This is a genomic window from Clostridium hydrogeniformans DSM 21757 (genome assembly GCF_000686705.1).
In the GTDB taxonomy this organism is placed as follows: Bacteria; Bacillota; Clostridia; order Clostridiales; family Clostridiaceae; genus Clostridium_Z; species Clostridium_Z hydrogeniformans.
Genome location: NZ_JMLJ01000024.1, coordinates 1 through 17,518, shown reverse-complemented (window position 1 = coordinate 17,518; position 17,518 = coordinate 1). Strand labels below are relative to the sequence as shown.

At 30.6% G+C, this 17,518-nt stretch carries 16 protein-coding genes, 1 tRNA gene and 1 rRNA gene; 3 read left to right on the top strand and 15 right to left on the bottom strand.

Annotated features, from left to right (window positions below):
- On the top strand, positions 1 to 314 hold a 314-nt coding region (locus BR69_RS0112920; protein ID WP_027633557.1), incomplete at its 5' end, for an IS3 family transposase.
- Positions 315 to 391: 77 nt separating this feature from the next.
- Here BR69_RS0112920 and BR69_RS0112915 read toward each other — a convergent pair.
- From BR69_RS0112915 to BR69_RS0112905, 3 genes are all read right to left on the bottom strand, one after another.
- Entirely contained in the window at positions 392 to 1,468 is a 1,077-nt protein-coding gene (locus tag BR69_RS0112915) for a 3'-5' exonuclease (protein WP_027633556.1), read from the bottom strand.
- Positions 1,469 to 1,470: 2 nt separating this feature from the next.
- Positions 1,471 to 1,887, bottom strand: a complete 417-nt coding sequence (locus BR69_RS0112910; RefSeq protein ID WP_027633555.1) for a hypothetical protein — start codon at positions 1,885 to 1,887, stop codon at positions 1,471 to 1,473.
- A gap of 305 nt (positions 1,888 to 2,192) precedes the next feature.
- On the bottom strand, positions 2,193 to 2,711 hold the full coding sequence (locus BR69_RS0112905; protein WP_027633554.1) for a hypothetical protein: 519 nt from the start codon (positions 2,709 to 2,711) through the stop codon (positions 2,193 to 2,195).
- 210 nt (positions 2,712 to 2,921) lie between these two features.
- Here BR69_RS0112905 and BR69_RS0112900 point away from each other — a divergent pair, with 210 nt between their 5' ends.
- On the top strand, positions 2,922 to 3,161 hold the full coding sequence (locus tag BR69_RS0112900) for a hypothetical protein (protein WP_027633553.1): 240 nt from the start codon (positions 2,922 to 2,924) through the stop codon (positions 3,159 to 3,161).
- 192 nt (positions 3,162 to 3,353) lie between these two features.
- On the opposite strand, the gene codA is transcribed toward BR69_RS0112900, so the two are convergent.
- The 3 genes from codA to BR69_RS0112885 all read right to left on the bottom strand — a co-directional run bounded on the left by codA (position 3,354) and on the right by BR69_RS0112885 (position 7,974).
- On the bottom strand, positions 3,354 to 4,619 hold the full coding sequence (gene codA, locus BR69_RS0112895) for a cytosine deaminase (RefSeq protein WP_027633552.1): 1,266 nt from the start codon (positions 4,617 to 4,619) through the stop codon (positions 3,354 to 3,356).
- A 12-nt stretch (positions 4,620 to 4,631) separates the two neighbouring features.
- A complete protein-coding gene (codB, locus tag BR69_RS0112890; RefSeq protein WP_051623615.1) occupies positions 4,632 to 5,891 on the bottom strand; it encodes a cytosine permease in 1,260 nt (419 codons plus the stop codon).
- 526 nt (positions 5,892 to 6,417) lie between these two features.
- On the bottom strand, positions 6,418 to 7,974 hold the full coding sequence (locus tag BR69_RS0112885) for an ABC-F family ATP-binding cassette domain-containing protein (RefSeq protein WP_027633550.1): 1,557 nt from the start codon (positions 7,972 to 7,974) through the stop codon (positions 6,418 to 6,420).
- 440 nt (positions 7,975 to 8,414) lie between these two features.
- Between BR69_RS0112885 and BR69_RS21225 the strand changes: the two genes are divergently transcribed.
- Positions 8,415 to 9,308, top strand: a complete 894-nt coding sequence (locus BR69_RS21225; RefSeq protein WP_051623614.1) for a phospholipase C/P1 nuclease family protein — start codon at positions 8,415 to 8,417, stop codon at positions 9,306 to 9,308.
- Positions 9,309 to 9,606: 298 nt separating this feature from the next.
- On the opposite strand, the gene BR69_RS0112875 is transcribed toward BR69_RS21225, so the two are convergent.
- The 9 genes from BR69_RS0112875 to rrf form a co-directional block, all read right to left on the bottom strand.
- Positions 9,607 to 10,542 carry a CPBP family intramembrane glutamic endopeptidase gene (locus BR69_RS0112875; protein ID WP_027633549.1) on the bottom strand — a complete coding sequence of 312 codons (936 nt, stop codon included), beginning with the start codon at positions 10,540 to 10,542 and terminating at the stop codon, positions 9,607 to 9,609.
- Positions 10,543 to 10,817: 275 nt separating this feature from the next.
- The gene (locus BR69_RS0112870) at positions 10,818 to 12,050 is read right to left on the bottom strand and encodes a competence/damage-inducible protein A (RefSeq protein WP_027633548.1); all 1,233 of its coding nucleotides are present in this window, start codon (positions 12,048 to 12,050) and stop codon (positions 10,818 to 10,820) included.
- A 487-nt stretch (positions 12,051 to 12,537) separates the two neighbouring features.
- Entirely contained in the window at positions 12,538 to 12,687 is a 150-nt protein-coding gene (locus tag BR69_RS22010) for a hypothetical protein (RefSeq protein WP_162832181.1), read from the bottom strand.
- A 14-nt stretch (positions 12,688 to 12,701) separates the two neighbouring features.
- Entirely contained in the window at positions 12,702 to 12,878 is a 177-nt protein-coding gene (locus BR69_RS22005) for a hypothetical protein (protein WP_162832180.1), read from the bottom strand.
- 129 nt (positions 12,879 to 13,007) lie between these two features.
- Entirely contained in the window at positions 13,008 to 13,955 is a 948-nt protein-coding gene (locus tag BR69_RS0112855; RefSeq protein WP_027633547.1) for an ROK family protein, read from the bottom strand.
- An 82-nt stretch (positions 13,956 to 14,037) separates the two neighbouring features.
- On the bottom strand, positions 14,038 to 14,271 hold the full coding sequence (locus tag BR69_RS0112850) for a hypothetical protein (RefSeq protein ID WP_027633546.1): 234 nt from the start codon (positions 14,269 to 14,271) through the stop codon (positions 14,038 to 14,040).
- Positions 14,272 to 14,616: 345 nt separating this feature from the next.
- Complete coding sequence (gene fusA / locus BR69_RS0112845; protein ID WP_027633545.1) at positions 14,617 to 16,695, bottom strand: elongation factor G; 2,079 nt, start codon at positions 16,693 to 16,695, stop codon at positions 14,617 to 14,619.
- Positions 16,696 to 17,089: 394 nt separating this feature from the next.
- Positions 17,090 to 17,164: transfer RNA gene (locus BR69_RS0112840), tRNA-Asn, on the bottom strand.
- A gap of 8 nt (positions 17,165 to 17,172) precedes the next feature.
- Positions 17,173 to 17,290, bottom strand: a 5S ribosomal RNA gene (gene rrf / locus BR69_RS0112835).
- Positions 17,291 to 17,518 lie beyond the last annotated feature (228 nt).

The window sequence follows — 17,518 nt, the reverse complement described above, 5'->3', positions numbered from 1 at the left end:
AGAATATTCTTAGCAAAGATTCATTTATTCATTCAGATCAAGGAGTTCATTATACTAGTCCGATTTTTCAAAATAAAGTCAAAAAGAATAAATTAGGACAATCTATGTCTAGGCGTGGAAATTGTTGGGACAACGCCCCACAGGAATCCTTTTTCGGACATTTAAAGGATGAAGTTGATATAAAGGCTTGTGATACATTTGAGGATTTAGTTAAAGAAATAGATGATTACATAGATTATCACAATAATTTTAGAGGACAATGGAACTTAAAAAAGATGACTCCTGTTCAATACAGAAATCATCTTTTAAATTAGTCTACTCTTTTTTAAACTGTCCTTGACAAAGGGTACAGTTTAAACGCTAATGGTACTACTTTTTTATAGATTATCTACTATTTCTTATTTACTATATTCCAAAAATCTTCTTCACTTATTATCCTTATTCCAAGCTCTTGAGCCTTAGATAATTTACTTCCTGCATTTTCTCCTACAACAAGCATATCAGTTTTACTACTAACACTATTAGGACTTGTTGCCCCATATCTAATTGCAATAGCCCTCATTTCTGCTCTATCCTCTTTCATATCACCAGTAAAAACTATTTTCTTGTTATTAAAAATATCCTCAATAATGTTTTCCTTAGCTTCTTCTAATTTTTTCTTATCTTCTTCTCTTTTATTCTTGTCATTTTCATAACTTTTCAATCCCTTAACTATTTTATCCTCAGCTCTTTTTCCTAATACAACCCATTTTTCAATTTTTATTATTTTTAATACCTCTAGTAAGTCTAAAGTATCCTGCATTGCACTATGTGCTTGTTTTTGTTTTATTCCATAGTAATTTAATAAGTCTTGGAGTTTATAACTTTCTAAAGTTTCTTTAGCTTTGATATTATCCCTACTACAATAAAATTCTTGATTATCATCTACCCAATTCCAATATCTTAAAAACCTTCTATCGAAGCTCGCATTATGTGCAATAATAGGACATTTGTATTTTGATATGAAAGCTTTAAACTCTGCTTTTAGCTCTTCATTTTCTTCTATTGCTTCTAGCCCTGCACCATATCCATTTTTATACTCCTCTTCATCTTTTATAATTGCAAGGTGTAAACTATCTACTACTCTATAATCCTCAACTGCAATTGCAGCCACTTCTCTAATACCATCTTCATTTCTAAAACTCATTGGTGTTTCAATATCTAAAATAATAAATTTCTCTTTCTTCTGCATATCTGCAAAATAATCAGGATGAATGCTGTGTAACTCCCCATTTATGTATAGTATTATTTCATTGTTATCTACAAAACCTGCTACATCACATTCCGTCGGCTCATTAGTATATGCTCCCTTATAGTAGAACTTCTTTATCTCTTTTGCTTTTGGTGAAATAAGTTGCCATTCTTTTAATCTTTCTATCTTTTCATTCTCTGACTCAAATTTTTTCCACTCTCTTCTTGGACTTATCACAACTATTCCCCCTCTTTAATTTTATGAAATACAAATAGCTTATTCATAGTTTTAGTAATTAAATTTTCTTTTAAATCTTCTAAATAACCCTCTATTTGTGGAACTTCTGCTTTGTATTCTGCTTCTTTTTTCTTATCTTTTAATGAAGTACAATATTTAGCTATTAAACTCTCTATAGTTTCTTCTGTTACCCAATCATAGATTTTAATCATATTCGCTTTCAGTTCCTGAGTTTTACTCTCTTTATCATCAGATTTCTTTAGCCTCTCTATTATATCTAAAGTTGTAGCTCTGCTTGAGCAAAGAACTCTAAAGCTATCTGAAACTTGCTCTAAATCTATATCTCTTCTCTTGTCCTTATCTTTTGTCCATTTATTGTTTATACTATTTATAATTTGCTGTTCCATTGCTTCTATCATTTATAATCCCCCTAGACCAATTTAACTTTTTCCACCCACTAATATTATACTATTTTTCTAATTAAATCAAAGTTTGTGAAATAAAAATAACAAGAATATTTGTTAGCATTCCTGCTCTCTCAATGCTAATTTTATAGTATTCTCAAAAGTGTATCCCATAGACTTGTTAAATGCTTTTAGTTGTCCACTCACCATTACATAATGTGCATTTTCCCCTATTAATTATTAATTTTCCTTCTTTATAATATAACTTCAAATATTATACATGAATTATATCCTTAAATTATTTATCTATAAACTTTTATTTAACAAGCATACCAAAATACTTTAGGTGTTACTTTCCAATTATCCTCAACTTTAATGAATTGAAATAATATATCTATATCATCCCTTCCAATATGTAGCCTATTATCTACATCATAGAATTGAATTACATTAACTTTATACATTCCATCGTCTATCTTAAATCTAAACTTATCACAATATTTATCTGGAACTTTTTCCTCTTTAAATTGTGCTGCCATTGTTAAACATGTATATTCAACAAAACATAATTCACTATCATCAACCTTTATATATCCAGTATCTTTTCTAAAGTAATCACTTTCTAAAATAGAATCGCCAAACTCAACACGTATTTTCCAATCATCTTCTATACCTTCATTAGTCATCTGCATCACTAAGATATTGCCTTGCGCTGTCTCCTTAATAAAGTGATTTTTTAACATTTTTAAATCCCAGTCTTCATTAACATATGAGAAATATCTATTTGTATTAACAAGTGCTAAAAAATTTGTATCTCCTATGTTAAAATTTAAGTCCACCATTTCCCCTCCCAACTATCATTTTATCTTATTAATAATTATATAATAAAAGTAAATATACTTCACTAAGTCTTAAACTTATAAATTCATTTTTTGATTTTAATTGCCTTTCATTATTACATAACCTATATTTTATTTTTCATATGCTCCTGTACTTAACATATGAATTATGCTATACTATCCAAGTAAAATTCGTAACCGTAGAATTGGATGGCTACAGTTATTGTACGTTTTCCACCTTGGGCTATTTATGAATTTTCATCATATCTTAAGGAAATGGTATTGGATATGATACTAATTGCTTTTATGGCTTTACTTACAACAGTAGTTCTTTTGCTTATAATTATTGCTTTAAGGCCAAATTCAAAATTTTGTGATTTTGAATTTAATATTAGTGTTAAAAGTCTTAAAATTAAATTTAAAACATATGTCATAAAAACAAGATTTTAATTAGACCATCTCAAAAGTAACTACTTGACTTTGGACTAGGAGTTACTAGTAGAATATTAACTAAAGATTATGTGAAAACTTCATTTTAAAACATAAATAGCACAAGATTTTTATTAATCTTGTGCTATCTCTATCACTCTACTAATTTCACTGTTGCTTTTTGAAATTACACTTTCCTTCAACAATATCCTATTATTTCCTAAAACTCACTTCTTTTTCTTCATTCATATTTACATATGACCTACTTGGTATAGTCTTAGCAATTATTCTTCCTTCTCTTATAGAATATAAAACCTCTGCTCTTCTTCTAACTGCATCATAGCCACTTTCAGCATTTAATAAAATTAAATTACCTGGCTTACCTATTTCTATTCCATATTTATCTTCTATGTTTAAAGTTCTTGCACTATTTGTTGATACAAACTTCAAGGATTCATTTATATCATCGTAGCCCATCATTTGACATACATGTAATCCAAAATGAACTACCTCTAACATATTTCCTGTTCCCATTGGGTACCATGGATCAAATATATCATCATGTCCAAAACTAACATTAATACCAGCTTCATTAAGTTCCTTAACTCTTGTAATCCCTCTTCTTTTAGGATATGTATCAAATCTTCCTTGAAGGTGAGTATTGACTAAAGGATTAGAAACAAAATTTATTCCTGACATTTTTAACAACCTAAACAACTTATATGTATATGCATTATTATATGAGCCCATAGCTGTAGTATGGCTAGCTGTTACCTTATTCTTTAATCCTGTCTCTAAGGCTCTTGTAGCAACTACTTCTAAGAACCTTGATTGTTCATCATCTATTTCATCACAATGAACATCTACTAATACATCATACTTTTTAGCTAACTCAAAAATCTTATTAATTGATTCTACTCCATACTCTCTTGTAAATTCAAAGTGAGGTATAGCCCCTATCACATCTGCACCTATTTTTATAGCTTCTTCTATTAATTCTAATCCATTTGGATATGAAAGAATTCCTTCCTGAGGGAATGCTACTATCTGTAATGTAACATAATCTTTAACTTCTTCTCTTACTTCAACCATTGCTTTTAATGCAATGAGGCTAGCATCAGTAACATCTACATGAGTTCTTATAAATTGAATCCCATTAGCTACTTGCCATTCTATAGCTTTTTTAGCTCTAGTCTTAACATCTTCTTTAGTTAAAAATTCTTTTCTTTGAGACCATCTTTCGATTCCTTCAAATAAAGTTCCACTTTTATTCCACTCCGGTTCTCCAGCTGTAAGAGTAGTATCTAAATGTATATGTGGTTCTATAAAAGGAGCTGAAGCTAAGGCTCCATTCCCTTCTATAACTTCCTCATTTTCTATAACTTCTAAATATGATGCTATTTCTGCAAACTTACCATCAGCTATCCTTATATCAAATACGCCTTCTCTATCTAAGAATCTTATATTTTTAATTAACATTTTATCATCACCCTATTTACTAGTTATTTTTGTTCCTATTATATAAACTAACATTGTTGTTATTATTGCATTCAATGCAATAACTCCTACTGATATAATATTTGCAACTATAAATCCTGCTAAAAATGCTATTATAGCTACCCAATTTATATCTATGAATCTTGTATTTTCTATGTTATCATATTTTCTTTTCTTTACAAAGAAGTAATCAGCTATTATTATTCCCCCTACTGGAGGTAACATTGAATTTAAGAAAGTTAAAAATGTTATGAAGTTGTTATTTAACCATATAGCACCTATAGTTCCTATGAATCCACCTATAATTACCATCTTATTCTTAGGTAATTTAGTTATGTTGGAAAGTCCAAGGGCAGCTGTATAAATAGCATTATCATTGGTTGTCCATATATTTAAACCTAAAACTATTATTGCTGGAATAACTAGGCCTTGAGAAAACATAACATCTGCTATATCTGAATTTCCTGTAACCAGTGCTCCTATTGCTCCAAATAAGAACATTAATGAATTTCCTATAAAGAACGCTATTACAGTAGTTGATACTGATACTTTCTTGTTTTTAGAGAATCTTGCAAAGTCTGGAGTTGCAGTTCCTCCACTTATAAATGAACCTACACATAATGTTACTGCTGTTACTAATGCCATTTTATTAGTTGGCTCTATATTCATTAATCCTTGGAATCCACCTACTGAGTTAGTTGCCATTATTGCTGAAGTACTACCTAACACAGCTATTGCTGGTACTGCTATAGCACTTAATATTGTTAATGACTTCATTCCAAAATAAGCTGTGGCTGTCATTAATATACCTGTAATTCCTACTAATAAATATAAATTTATATTAAATCTATTTGCTACTGGAATTGCGAACATTGCTATTCCAACACCAAACCATCCTATTTGTGTAATACTTGTTATAAAAGATGCTAAATATGAACCTTTTTCACCAAATGAATATCTAGCAAGTAAATGCATTGAAAGTCCTGTATCTGCACCTATATATGCTAACGCTCCTGTATAACATGCTAAAATTAAGTTTCCTATAAATACTGCTACAAAGAAATCTTTTAAATGTAATCCTGTCCCTAACTTCCCTCCTGTTAGCATACTTGCTGAGAAGAATGTAAATCCAAGCATAACCACAAACATTGAAAAGAATCCTTTCTTATCACTTTGCTCTACATGCCCTAATGCATAATCATGATCATGCTCATGATTATCTATATTTCCTGCTGTGTTTATCCTTTGTTCCATTATTGTTATCCTCCTAAATCTTTGTTTAGGAAAACTAGTACTTATATTCCTTATAATAAAAAAACGACCATTCTTTTTTAAGAAGGTCGTTAACATCTATAATTAGATATAGGAATTAAATGTTCCCCATATAATGGTTCCGTTACAGTTTAATTCTATCAAATTATATTATCTGCCGTTTATCTCCGACCTTATTAGTCTCTCTGGACTAAATTTAAAGGACTAGTTTTCTTAAAACCATTATATAATTTTTTGTCGAATCAAGTCAATAGTTTTTTTCTTCTAATAACATTATGTTATTAATATAAACTACTAGATATATTTCTAATTTACAGAGTTTATTTATGCCATACTACAGTTTGAAAATGATATGCTGTTAAAAACAGTTTCAAGTCTACTAGGTCACTCTAGTATTAATATAACTGCTGAGATATACACCCATGTGTTAAAAAGCAAAAAGGAAAGGCTGTGGATATAAGAGGTGTTAATATATTAACACCTCTTATATCCATTGCCTTTACAGGTTTTAAACTATCTTAGTTGTCCAATCCTCACAGTTCCACACATCTGTAACCACATCTCTATAGAATTCAGGTTCGTGACATACTATTAGTATGCTACCCTTATATTCCTTTAATGCTCTTTTTAGTTCATCCTTAGCTTCCACATCTAAATGGTTAGTAGGCTCATCCAGTATAAGTACATTGGTTTCCCTATTTATAAGCTTACATAATCTTACCTTTGCCTGCTCCCCTCCACTTAGAACCACAACCTTGCTTTCTATATGCTTAGTAGTTAATCCACACTTAGCAAGAGCTGCTCTAATTTGATATTGGGTAAATCCTGGGAACTCTTCCCACACTTCTTCTATACAAGTTTTATAGTTTGCTTCCTTAATTTCTTGTTCAAAGTATCCAAGTTCTAAGTAATCTCCTATGGTAACTTCCCCTTGAAGTGGTTTAATAAGTCCCATAAGACTCTTAAGTAAAGTAGTTTTTCCAAGACCATTAGCTCCAACTAAAGCTATCTTTTGTCCTCTTTCCATAAGTAAATTAAGAGGTCTTGTTAGCGCCTCATCATATCCTATAACAAGGTCCTTAGCTTCAAATATTACCTTACCTGAAGTTCTAGAGGTTTTAAAGTTAAACTCTGGCTTTGGTTTCTCTGCAGCTAGTTCTATTCTATCCATCTTATCTAGCTTTTTCTGTCTTGCTCTTGCCATACCTGTAGTTGCAACCCTAGCTTTATTTCTAGCTACAAAGTCTTCAAGCTTTGCAATCTCTTGTTGTTGTCTTTCGTAAGCTGATTCTAACTGCTTTTTGTTAGCTTCATGTATTCTCTTAAAGTTTTCATAATCTCCTACATATCTTGTAAGCTTTCTATTTTCCACATGATATATTAAGTTTATAACACTATTTAAGAAAGGAATATCATGGGATATAAGTACAAAGGCATTTTCATAATTTTGAAGATATCTTTTAAGCCACTCTATATGCTGCTCATCTAAGTAGTTTGTAGGCTCATCTAAAAGTAATATGTCTGGATTTTCTAAAAGAAGTTTTCCAAGTAATACCTTAGTTCTTTGTCCTCCACTTAAATCCATAACGTCCTTATCAAGTCCTATATCACGAAGTCCAAGACCTCCTGCAACTTCCTCTACTTTAGTATCTATTACATAGAATCCATTATGATCAAGCATATCCTGCAAAGTTCCCATCTCATCTAATAGCTTGGTAAGCTCCTCTTCTGAAGCCTCTCCCATCTTATCTGAAATTTTAAGTATATCTTCCTCTATATCAAAAAGATACTTAAAAGCTCCTCTTAAAACATCTCTTATTGTCTGTCCTTTCTCAAGGTTTGCATGCTGATCTAAATATCCAACTCTTACTCTATTGCTCCACTCAACTACACCGTCATCTGGCATAAGATTTCCTGTAACTATGCTCATAAAAGTGGACTTTCCCTCTCCATTAGCCCCTATAAGACCTATCTTCTCTCCCTTTAAAAGTCTAAAGGAAACATCCTCAAATATTGCTCTGTCACCAAAGCCATGACTCATGTTTTTAACATTTAATATACTCATTTATTTTACTCTCCTTAGTAGATTAATTTTCTTATTTTATTACTGTATATCCAAAGAAAACCTTCCAAAAATCTTTTATTAATTATCTTTTTATATAATTAAGTCAAAGTTTTCAATCAAAATTCTTCATCACTTTATTAACTATGTTTTGAGTTAATTTAAAATTTCATTATATAGTTTCAATATAAAGCTTTAACTCACCAATTAAAATTCCCTTGCTTTACACATATGTATAAATTAACTTTAAAACTTAAAACCCTATATTATAGTTCTATATTTTAATCCTTATCTTCCAATTGATAAAATAGGAATATTTTACCTAATACCTAGTGTGTAAAAAATAATACTATTATATTATATTTGAAGTTTTCTCTTCTCTCAATGTATATTTTAAATATATTATGATAACTTTGGAAATACTATGGTAGGAGGTGATTTCTTTGAAACTTTTAAAGTGTAAAACTATGCTTCTTAGTACAATATTTTTTTTATTAATATGTCCTACTGTCACTTTTGCATATGATGGGAATTACTATGACTTTAATAAATCCTCAATAGAAGATTTAAGTAATGGAAGTGATGATATCCTTGGAAAAGGTAATTCCTTAGGCTTCACCCTTAAATTAAAGGATGAAGATAGTAGATGGCAAAGCGGGGGAATAGATCATACCCATCAATTTTTAACTTCTAAAGCTATAAAAATCTTAATAAATGATAAGGGACAAAAATATGAAAAGTTAATATATCCCTATGCCCATAAGCTTCTAATAGGTAGCGACTTACCTGATACTGATGAGAGGTTTCCCCTATATGCTCATCATTTTTATAATCCTTACATAAAAAAGAATTATTTATTATATAAAGATACTGCTAAATCTAGATTTGTCCATCATAGCTTAAGAGCAAAGGAACTCTATAGTACAGATAAAGAATTGGCCTTTGAAGAGCTTGGTCGTGCTTTTCATTATTTAGCAGATTTAAATGAGCCTCACCACGCCTCTAATGCACCTGCAATTATAACTAATCATTCTTTATATGAAAAATGGGTAGATGACCATAGAAAAAATTATGGTATAAATTCTGCCTCCAGCTATGACCTTTGCTATAGTGAAAGCTATGAAAGTTTTTTAAATACAGTGGCAGAAAAAAGTGCTTATAATGCTTATTCTTATATGAAATTAAGTGATAAAAAATATATAGAACCCTATGGAATATACCCTCTTATCTTAAATGATACTAAATCCTTTGATAAAAGTGCTAAGGCTACCCTTTCTTATTGTCAGGATCTTATGGCTTCATGTTTATTTAGGTTTTTTGAAGAAACTAAATCTTAATAGACTTTAATACGCTTATAAAATAAGCATTTAAACTATGTTTATTTCTAAATTTATATCTTTCTATTTAAAACATAATTATATAAGCCCCTGTGCTATTCACAGGGGCTTACATTTTGTGGGGATTTATATATAACTAAAAGACGCCTTCATTGGTATTGACTAATTCATACTTTGAAGAATAGTCTTTTGATAATTTTAAAATTATTGTACCATAGCTATAATAATTTTACAATAGCTTGTAATTAATTTTTTCATATTTTTCATATTTTAACCATTAGTTTGCATTTCTATATTTTTAGGTTAATATCATCATTATAATATAAAATATACAAAGAATTATAAATGGTAGGTTTATTATAGGATCTTTATCTCTAAACTCTTTGTTTCCTTCTATTCTAAGATCCATAACTTCTTTTCCTTCTATTTTAATTCTATTTTTCTTCACATATCCAATAAGACTAAATATTATAACGCATGCAATTATAGCTAAAGTAGCTAATACTGAAATAGTTTCTAAATTAATTGTAGATGCTTGATTTTTAGCTGCTTCTACCGCTGCCTTATTAATGAATTTTTCACTTAAGTATCCAATTGTCATATTAAATCCGTTAAATACTAGGTGCATTATAATTCCAGTAAAAAGGCTATTAGTTATTCTAACTATATATGCAAAAATAAATCCTAAAAATGTAGCATATAAAAACTGAGATCCAGTTAGATGAAGCATTCCAAATATTACTCCACTTACTAAAGAAGATTTTATAATATTATGGTTATCCATCCCTTTAAGTACTATCCCTCTCATGGTTATCTCCTCACATATTGCTGGAGTTATAGCCATGATTGTAATAAGTTCTAGGTAAGAGGAACCCTTTAGTAAGCCTACTGCCTGCTCAACCACATTTTCTGCAAAAAAACTTGATATGGTTGCAAAAAAGGCTCCTATAGGCTGACTTAAGATAGCTATTAATATCATTATAAATACTTCACTTATATATATTTTATTTAACCTTAATGTATCTTTCACATTAGCCTTTGTTACAAGAAAATATATTATAGTTGGAAGTATTAAAAACATTAACTGAGTTAATATCATAAGACCTCCATAAGATAGGTTCTTTATCATAGGTCTCATTAGTGGTAATATGATCCTCCCACCCATGACTTGAAATACTATTAAACATAATGCAAATAGATTGCCTCTAAATGCTTTTTTTGTATTATATTCCATTATCTACTTTTCTCCTTTCTTTAGGTATAAATTTTTCATAGTAGGTAAGAATATAAATGAACTAATTAACCAGCTAATATAAGTTCCTTTTCTTATATTAGCCTCTCCCCCATTTTATTTATATAATCTCCTAGTAAATCCTTCTAAATTATTTAGAAGGATTTATTTAGTTTATATACTCTCTATTAAGATTTCATGTTATATTTTCTTTATAGATTCCTAAACTGCTCTACCACATTACATATTTAAATTATTATACCTTATAATAAAGTAATCTACTTAACTTCTCTTCTTATAAAATCTAGTGCTGACATTGTAGTTCTTCTTCTTATCCTATCTCTATCCCCTTGAAGAGTAAGTTTTTTAACCTTTATTTCTCCTTTTATATATAATCCAACATAAACAAGACCTACTGGTTTTTCAACTGTTCCTCCATCTGGTCCTGCAATCCCTGTTATGGATACTCCAATATCTCCTTCACACCTTTTTGCTATACCCTCAGCCATTTCCTTAGCTGTTTCCTCACTTACTGCCCCAAATCTATCCAAAGTCTCCTTCTTAACTCCTAAAGTTCTCATCTTTGCATCGTTAGAATAAGTTACTGCTCCCTCTAAAAACACCTTGGATATTCCTGGGTAGCTTATAAGCATAGAAGCTAAAAGTCCTCCTGTACAAGACTCTGCCACTCCTATTTTAAGATTTTTATCTACTAAAAGCTTAGCTACTACATGATCTAAAGAAGTATCTCCCTCTCCATAGATATTATCCTTAAGTATTTCCCTTATATCATTTTCTGCTGGTTCTATAATATTTTTAGCCTCTTTTTCATTCTTAGCCTTAGCTGTTAATCTAAGTATTGCTTCTCCATCTTTTGCATAAGGAGCTATGGTTGGATTTTCATACTTATGTATTATATGCTTTACCTTCTCCTCCATATGACTTTCACCTATGCCACATATCCTTAAAACCTTTGATACAAGAACACTATCTGTTAGACTTTCAAGATAAGGCTTCACTTCATTTTTAAACATAGTAGTCATTTCTCTAGGTGGTCCTGGCAAGACTACTATTGCCTTATTATTTTCTCCCTTTATTATAGCTCCTGGTGCTGTTCCACAAATATTTTTTAAGATTATTGCATCCTTTGGAAAATAAGCCTGTTTCTTATTATTTTCACTAAGCCTCATTCCACTCTTCTTAAAATACTCTTCTAAATGTCTATAACTCTCCTCATGGCAAATAAGTTCCTTATTAAAGTATTTAGCTGCCATTTCTTTAGTTAAATCATCTTCTGTTGGTCCAAGTCCCCCTGTGGTTATTATAATATCACAAGTTTTAAAAGCTTCATCAAAGGCTCTAAGTAGCCTCTCTTCATTATCCCCAACTACTGTTTGATGATACATATCAATACCTAAGTCTGCTAATTCCTTAGCTAAAAATTGAGCATTTGTATTTACAATGTCTCCTAAAAGTAATTCTGTTCCTACAGATATTATCTCAGCCCTCATTTTAACACTTCCTTTTCTTTGCTTTTATCTGATGGCTATAAGCTGTAACACCCACATCCTCTAAAAGGTAGAATATAACAGTTGATACGCCTCTAGATGAGCTTATCTAACCTTCAGCCGGTGAAAAAAACACCATCTTAAAGAAGATTGCTTCTATATTAATTATATCATAGGTCTTTAATTCCATATTTTAAATTTTACCTTTTTAATAAAGTTAATACCTAATTTATTTATATAAAATCAAAAAGTGACTGCCCTGGGGACACTCACTTTTAAATTTATATGTATAGAGAGCTGCTTAGATTATACTAAGCAGCTTTATATAAAAAACACTTTCTTCTCCTAAGGTTAATAACAAAATTTATCATCAAAAGTACAGGTTAAACTAAGTTGAAACAATTTAAAGTCTAATAAGTTAACTTAAACTATAATGTTTATTTTGTATAAGGGTGTGTTCATTATTTAAGAAGAAGAAAGTGTTTCCTGCCTAAGGTTCACTTTGCCAATTATTATTTATTGTAGATTGCTTTTTATTAGTTCTATTACTATTCTTTGCACTTTCCCTAGTTAAAGGAGTTTGATAATTACACTTTTTCATTCTAACTTCTTTTTTATCTATTTGACTATCTTTAGCCATAGGTAACCCTCCTTTTACTTATAATCAAAGTAGTCTACATGGTCATCATTAGCTTTCTTATGACCTGCCTTTGCTTTACCTTGTATCTCTGGAACTGGAGTTACTTGATTCTTAGGAAACTTTTGTTTCTTGTTAGTTTCAGTTCCATGAGGATCACTTACACCTGGTCTTCTCATTCCCTTTTTAGCCATATATGAATCCTCCTTTGCTATATTTACGCTATTATTTTATGTGGATTTAAGATTAATATACTAGAATTTAATAGTAATATTTTTAAAATAAAAAATAGCAAGAATCTACTTCTTGCTATCCTTTATAATTTATTTACTTTCCATTATCGCTAAGGCTACAGCACCTATAACACCTGCATCGGTTCCTAGACCAGCTGGTACTATTTTGCATTTTTCTGCCATAGCTTTTAAAGCTCTTTCATCAACTACTTCTTTAACTCTTTGGAAGACAACTTGTCCTCCCTTACTAACTCCTCCGCCTATAACTATCATTTCTGGATCGAAGGTATTTATTATGTTAGCTACTCCTATTCCAAGATATGTTAAACTTCTATGAAGTATATCCTTTGCAACTTCATCTCCATTTTTAGCTTCTACAAACACCTCATAAGATGTAGGATTCTCATATTTAGCTAAAGTTGTCTCAAGACCACTTTCCACTGCCTCTAATGCTCTTTTACCTATGGCTGTTCCTGATGCTAGCGCCTCTACACATCCATGATTTCCACAATTACATCTTGGTCCTTCTGGAAGAATAGTTGTATGACCTACTTCTAAGGCATTACTAGTATTACCTCTAAATATTTTTCCGTTTAGTATTGCACCTCCACCTACACCTGTGCTAACAGTAACATATATCATGTTATTAGTGTTTTTTCCTGCTCCAAACATAAATTCTCCAATGGTCGCCACATTAGCATCATTATCTAAATATACTGGAACATTAAATTTATTTTTAATAGGATCTACTAAACTAAAATTTTTAAATGGTAAGTTTGAACTTGCTACAATTGTTCCTTTTTTGGTATCTAGAGGTCCTGGAGATCCAATACCTATAGCTTTTACTTCTTCTGATGTTTTACCACTTTTCTCTAAAACCTTATCAATAACTCCAATTATTCTATTAAGTACTGCCTTATCTCCATCCTTAGCCTCTGTTGGAACTACTTGACTAGCTATAATATTACCTTCTAGGTCTGCAATTGCTCCATGAATCTTAGTTCCTCCTAAGTCTATACCTATGACATACCCGCTCATCAACTTAACCTCCATAATCTATTTATTAAAATTTATTTTAATAATACATTATCATTTTATCATAATTGATTAATAATATAAATTATATTTTAGAGGCTGTTATATAGTAAAGTCCATCTTCCTTTAATCCTAAGTGTTTTACTATAAAATTTTGTTTATAAAGCATCTCACATATAAGCCCAACACTTTCATCTCCTACACTATTTAAAGAAATGGTAAACTTATCATTATAATCTACAACACTTATATAATCATATATACTACTAAAATCAGTTAAATTTAAATTTCCACTTATATCTAATCTATAATCTGACATCTGTTTTCTCCTTGCTAATTGTTATATGTAATAGACTTCCTACATTTCCTTTAAAATTAAGCTTTATAATATAAGTATTAATTAAGATATTATTTATATAAAATAGCTTGTTTAATAGAAATTAACTATAATACTTAAAGTTTACTTATGAAAAAGTACAATTTCATACTCTTAATATATGCCTATAAATATAAAAATATTCTTATTCTCCATTAAAATAATAATTTTTTCGACAAAATATTCTCTTTAATATTTATTTATTCATTAAAAACTTAAAGCACTATGGTCCCTTCATAGATACCATAGTGCTTTAATATATTATAACTTAAACATGTAAATAATGAATTAAGCTTCCTTTGCTTTCACAGACTCAATAATCTTTGCTACTTCTGAAGCTGGTACTTCTTCATATTTCTCAAATTTCATAGAAAAACTTCCTCTAGCTTGAGTCATTGATCTTAGATCAGTAGCATAAGTGAGCATTTCCGATTGAGGTATATCAGCTATTATCTTTTGCCCATCATCAATTGGTTCCATGCCAAGAACCTTACCTCTCTTTTTATTTACATCTCCCATTACATCTCCCATATATTCATCTGGTATAATTATCTCTGCTCTCATTATAGGTTCTAGAAGAATAGGCTCTGCCTTTTCTAGGCCTTTCTTATAAGCTAAGGATGCTGCTATTTTAAATGCCATTTCTGATGAATCTACAGGATGATAAGATCCATCATGCAATGTAGCTTTTAACTTTATAACAGGATATCCTGCAAGAACGCCTTGTCTTATACACTCTTTTAACCCCTTCTCTACAGCAGGTATAAAGTTTCTTGGAACAACACCACCTACTACCGCATCTACAAATAGTAGCTCTTCTCCATCTAACCTTTTTTCGAATTTTATCCATACATCTCCGTATTGACCATGTCCTCCTGTTTGTTTCTTATGTTTACCTTGAACATCAGCTATTCCCTTTATGGTTTCCCTATATGGAATTTTAGGAGTTCTTAAAATTACATCTGCTCCAAATTTAGTTTTTATCTTAGATGCTATTATATCTAAATGAGTTTCCCCAACTCCTGATATTATTGTCTCTGCATTTTCTAGATCCCTGCTTATCTTAAATGTAGGATCTTCCTCACATAACTTTGATAATGCAGAAGATATCTTTTCCTCATCCCCTTTTGCCTTTGGAAGCACAGCCATGGATATAACAGGATCTGGAAAATTCAACTTATCGTATATTATATTGAAACTTTTATTGCATAAGGTATCTCCAGTATTAGTATATTGGAGTTTAGCAACTGCTCCTATATCCCCTGCAATAATCTCCTTGGTAGAACTTTGGCTCTTTCCCTTCATATAATATATGTTTCCTATCTTCTCATCTTTGTCCTTACTTGAATTATATACTACACTATCTGGGGTAAGTTTACCTGTAATTACTCTAAACATAGACAACTTACCTACAAATGGATCAGCTACAGTTTTAAATACTAAAGCTGAGAAAGCTTCATTTTCATCTATTTTTATAAATTTTTCCTCCTGAGTTTTAACAATAACTGCCTTTTGTGGTATTGCGTATTCAGGAGAAGGGAAACATTCAACTATGTCCTCTAATAATGTATCTATTCCAATTACTTGTTGTGCTGATCCACACATAACTGGTGCTATATCTCCACTAGAACATCCCTTTATTAATCCTTCATAAATTTCTTCATCTGTTAAAGTACCCTCACTAAAATATTTATCTAACAATTCTTCACTAGTCTCAGCCACAGCTTCCATTATCATTTGCTTACAATCATCAATTTTCTCTAAAAGCTCTTCTGGAATATCCACAAGCTCTATCTCATGAGTTTTAGAATTATATATTCTTGCCTTTCTAGATATAACATTTATAACTCCCTTAAACTCTGATTCATTACCTATTGGATACTGAATTGGTACCACTGATATTCCAAAGGTATCTTTAAGATTTGAAAGTACTTTTTCAAAATTACTGTTTTCTCTATCTAATTTGTTTATAAAAAAAGTTCTAGGTAGTTTAATTTTGTTTACGTATTTCCAAGCTTTTTCTGTCCCAACCTCAATGCCTGATACACCACATACAACTATCATAGCTAAATCTACAGCTCTCATTCCCTGTATAGACTCCCCTATAAAATCAAAGTATCCAGGTATATCAACTAAATTTACCTTTATTCCTTCAAAATTGAAAGGTACTACTGAAGAAGAAATTGATATCCTTCTTTTCTTTTCTTCACTGTCAAAGTCACTTACTGTAGTGCCATCCTCTATCTTCCCTAAACGATCTGTAGTTTTGATATAGTAAAGAAGGGACTCTGTTAAAGATGTCTTTCCAGCTCCACTATGCCCTATAATACCTACGTTTCTAAGATTTTTGGTTTTATATTCATTCATGGTAAAACCTCCTAGCATTGGATAAGATTTAGACTTAATATTATACTTCTGTGAAGACTAAAAAATTCCTTTTAATTTGATGCAATTTTCAGAATTATTTTAATTTTGCTTCTTTATAGTATATCTATTTCCTTTTACTAAACTTTTTATTCTAAATATTTTAGTCATCACCTATTTTAGTTTTAAAATAACTACTCCAATACTATATATATAGACTTACTCTGAAAGGTATTCCCCCTAAAATGAAATTTCTTTAAATATAAACTCTAATCCTCAAGTCCTATTTACATAGTTTATAAATCAAAGTATCCCTAGGAAAAACTTTCCCAGGGATACCTATATATTAGAATAAAATAAAAAAAGCAGGATAAATCCTACTTAAAATTCATATAAATGGCTCCGCAGAGAGGATTCGAACCTCCAACCTATCGGTTAACAGCCGAGTGCTCCACCATTGAGCTACTGCGGAATATTTAAACCTGGCAACCTCCTACTCTCCCACTCAGTCTCCCAAGCAGTACCATCGGCCTTCTGAGGCTTAACCATCCTGTTCGGTATGGGAAGGGGTGTTACCCTTAGAAGCATCATCACCAGATACTAGTTTATTCAAAATCTTCGATTTTGCCAATAAACTGTACTCCTCAGCTCCGCTGAGCGAGTTTCCTTTTATTTTAAAAATCTTGATTTCTAAACCATTATTTAATTGAAAGATTGTTCTTTCAAAATTACACATAGATAAGTTCTCAAAATTTTAATTTTGTTAGAACTTACTACTTCTCAGCTATGCTGATGAAGTTTCATTACCTTTTTCCTAAGTAAATCT